Source organism: Rickettsiales endosymbiont of Peranema trichophorum (assembly GCF_004210275.1).
Lineage (GTDB): Bacteria > Pseudomonadota > Alphaproteobacteria > Rickettsiales > Midichloriaceae > RICK02.
Window position 1 is genome coordinate 1 of record NZ_SCFA01000032.1, and the last position, 1,368, is coordinate 1,368.

The 1,368-nt window shown below is 42.3% G+C and carries 2 protein-coding genes and 1 pseudogene; all 3 read right to left on the reverse strand.

Annotated elements, in window-relative coordinates:
* On the reverse strand, positions 1-316 hold a 316-nt coding region (locus EDM53_RS01535), incomplete at its 3' end, for a reverse transcriptase N-terminal domain-containing protein (RefSeq protein WP_207215405.1).
* Positions 317-792: 476 nt separating this feature from the next.
* Positions 793-984: a hypothetical protein gene (locus EDM53_RS01540; RefSeq protein ID WP_130121750.1), complete on the reverse strand. Its 192-nt coding sequence runs from the start codon at positions 982-984 to the stop codon at positions 793-795.
* Between the two features lie 174 nt (positions 985-1,158).
* Positions 1,159-1,368, reverse strand: a pseudogene (locus EDM53_RS06075) (IS5/IS1182 family transposase); the annotation flags it as partial.

The following is a 1,368-nucleotide window of genomic DNA, read 5'->3' on the forward strand; positions in this document are numbered from 1 at the left end:
TTGCAACAGGAAATATACCTGAAATCAAAGACTTACGCCAACTAACAAATAAATACAGTTTAACTTTAATTTTTTCCACGGACAGCAGTGCGTCATTGCTGGTAACTTGTTTCACAGCTAAACATTTAGCGTAAAACGAGTGAGTTAGGAGCCTTTGAAGGGCTTTAACCCTTCCAAGCTTCCCTTCTCTCATTGCCTTGGCAATACGCGCTTGTAGCCTAAATACCAGCTTTGTGGCCTTCTTGAACGGAATAGACTCCCATTCTGAGCCACTGCGGCTTAGAGATGCACCAATTAAACTTCCGTTTATTGCCATTTGCTTTTCTCTATAAATTGGGTTCATCAAACTCTCTTGCCATTCCGCACCTGCTAGACGTCAGCTCACTTTCGTGCCATATCATACGATATGTATCCAATTCATTACAGACTGGCATTTGCTTCTTCCAGCATCCTATTCCCGCACAGCTATCGATACTCTTTACAAAGTATTTTCCCTATAGACATAGGGAGCTGTACAGGGTTCCCACGTTCAGTTATAGAAGTATATAGTTAACTTAGCTGCCTGCTGTAGACCGGGAAATATTGCTTTGGCTACGAAAGAGTAGTATAGAAATCTCTTTCCTATTTCCAATTAGATGGTATCAACTATTTACCATCTTCGTGGATGACGATCCTTCATTCACAGATTCAGATATCTTCAGCATATTAACTTACCTAGCGCTTACCTGCATTATAGTTAGCAGGAGGGTAGATTTCTCGCGCTTTCTGCCCCATGTAATCGCTTACATTTCGCTACATTGTCCCGTTCGCTGCTTTATTCAGAACGGTAGGTTCATCCAGTAGCATGGATGGTGGTTCCCTTACGGGCCACAACTCCTTTTGACCGCTTCGTGTCGCACCTATACATCCCACCTCAGGTGCATGGAAGCTATAGATGACCTTCTTGTCTTGTTTATACAACTCCTTCTCTCTTTTGTTCAACACTGACTGAGCATGAATATCACCCGCTTTAGACAGAATGGTTCTCGCACTACCCTCTAGTATCAGACCTCTATCTTCTATACCTCTTGTCGCTATTCGAAGCAGTCTACCAAGACGAACTTTGATGCTTTTCAGTATCTTACCTCTTACCTTCGCTTTGCTATCTTTCTTATACTTTCACAGCTTCATCATTCCGTACTTAAAAAACTTGGCGTATGTCTCGTTTAGTTCTATTCCAAGCCTCTTGCAAAGATTAACAACCTCCTTCCTCGCTTTCTCCATTAACAATGCATCATGCGGATGCTTCACGTTCTTAATCTGAACTGTCGTATCTATAATCGCCGACTCCAAGTCTTTTTTTTTGAGCGCTCCGACTTTCAGACCTAT